The sequence below is a fragment of the Comamonas sp. MYb21 genome (assembly GCF_037479395.1).
Classification (GTDB): Bacteria; Pseudomonadota; Gammaproteobacteria; order Burkholderiales; family Burkholderiaceae_C; genus Comamonas.
This window is the reverse complement of record NZ_JBBGZC010000028.1, coordinates 1-2,358: the sequence shown is the minus strand read 5'-3', so window position 1 is coordinate 2,358 and position 2,358 is coordinate 1. Positions and strand designations below refer to the sequence as shown.

The following is a 2,358-nucleotide window of genomic DNA, read 5'->3' as shown; positions in this document are numbered from 1 at the left end:
GGCGGGGCCAATCAAAGTTATAGGGTCAAGCCGCACGAGCAATTAGTATTGGTTAGCTTAACGCATTGCTGCGCTTCCACACCCAACCTATCAACGTCCTGGTCTAGAACGACTCTTCAGGGGGGTCAAGCCCCCGGCAGATCTCATCTTGGAACGAGTTTCCCGCTTAGATGCTTTCAGCGGTTATCTCTTCCACACATAGCTACTCGGCAATGCCACTGGCGTGACAACCGATACACCAGAGGTGTGTCCACTCCGGTCCTCTCGTACTAGGAGCAGGCTTCCTCAAATCTGCAGCGCCCACGGAAGATAGGGACCAAACTGTCTCACGACGTTTTAAACCCAGCTCACGTACCTCTTTAAATGGCGAACAGCCATACCCTTGGGACCGACTACAGCCCCAGGATGAGATGAGCCGACATCGAGGTGCCAAACACCGCCGTCGATATGAACTCTTGGGCGGTATCAGCCTGTTATCCCCAGAGTACCTTTTATCCGTTGAGCGATGGCCCTTCCATACAGAACCACCGGATCACTATGTCCTGCTTTCGCATCTGCTCGACTTGTCAGTCTCGCAGTTAAGCACGCTTATGCCATTGCACTATCGTCACGATGTCCGACCGTAACTAGCGTACCTTCGAACTCCTCCGTTACGCTTTGGGAGGAGACCGCCCCAGTCAAACTGCCTACCATGCACTGTCCCCGATCCAGATAATGGACCAAGGTTAGAACCTCAAACACACCAGGGTGGTATTTCAACGTTGGCTCCATGAGAACTAGCATCCTCACTTCAAAGCCTCCCACCTATCCTACACAGATCTGTTCAAAGTCCAATACAAAGCTACAGTAAAGGTTCATGGGGTCTTTCCGTCTTTCCGCGGGGAGATTGCATCATCACAAACATTTCAACTTCGCTGAGTCTCAGGAGGAGACAGTGTGGCCATCGTTACGCCATTCGTGCAGGTCGGAACTTACCCGACAAGGAATTTCGCTACCTTAGGACCGTTATAGTTACGGCCGCCGTTTACTGGGACTTCAATCAAGAGCTTGCACCCCATCATTTAATCTTCCAGCACCGGGCAGGCGTCACACCCTATACGTCCACTTTCGTGTTTGCAGAGTGCTGTGTTTTTATTAAACAGTCGCAGCCACCTATTCTTTGCAACCCCGTTTAGCTCCATTTGTACAACTTCACTTACTGAGGGCACACCTTCTCCCGAAGTTACGGTGTCAATTTGCCGAGTTCCTTCTCCTGAGTTCTCTCAAGCGCCTTAGAATACTCATCTCGCGCACCAGTGTCGGTTTGCGGTACGGTCGTGTGTAGCTGAAGCTTAGTGGCTTTTCCTGGAAGCTGGGTATCACTCACTTCGTCTGCAAGCAGACCCGTTATCACCCCTCATCTTAGCCCGGCGGATTTGCCTACCGAGCACGACTACAGGCTTGAACCAACATATCCAACAGTTGGCTGAGCTAACCTTCTTCGTCCCCACATCGCACTACACATCGGTACGGGAATATTGACCCGTTTCCCATCAGTTACGCATCTCTGCCTCACCTTAGGGGCCGACTTACTCTACGCCGATGAACGTTGCGTAGAAAACCTTGCGCTTACGGCGAGCGGGCTTTTCACCCGCTTTAACGCTACTCATGTCAGCATTCGCACTTCTGATACCTCCAGCATCCGTTACCAGACACCTTCACAGGCTTACAGAACGCTCTCCTACCACGCACAGTAAACTGTGCATCCGCAGCTTCGGTAACTGGCTTAGCCCCGTTACATCTTCCGCGCAGGACGACTCGATCAGTGAGCTATTACGCTTTCTTTAAATGATGGCTGCTTCTAAGCCAACATCCTGACTGTTTTAGCCTTCCCACTTCGTTTCCCACTTAGCCCGTTTTAGGGACCTTAGCTGGCGGTCTGGGTTGTTTCCCTCTTGAGTCCGGACGTTAGCACCCGGTGCTCTGTCTCCCAAGCTGTACTCTGCGGTATTCGGAGTTTGCATAGGTTTGGTAAGTCGCCATGACCCCCTAGCCTAAACAGTGCTCTACCCCCGCAGGTAATACTTGAGGCACTACCTAAATAGTTTTCGGAGAGAACCAGCTATTTCCAAGTTTGTTTAGCCTTTCACCCCTATCCACAGCTCATCCCCTAGTTTTGCAACACTAGTGGGTTCGGACCTCCAGTACCTGTTACGGCACCTTCATCCTGGCCATGGATAGATCACTTGGTTTCGGGTCTACACCCAGCGACTTGTCGCCCTATTCGGACTCGATTTCTCTACGCCTTCCCTATTCGGTTAAGCTTGCCACTGAATGTAAGTCGCTGACCCATTATACAAAAGGTACGCCGTCACCCCT

1 rRNA gene is annotated in these 2,358 nt (G+C 51.7%); it reads right to left on the bottom strand.

Annotated elements, in window-relative coordinates:
• Positions 1 to 21: 21 nt before the first annotated feature.
• Positions 22 to 2,358 (bottom strand): 23S ribosomal RNA (locus WH367_RS24275); the annotation flags it as partial.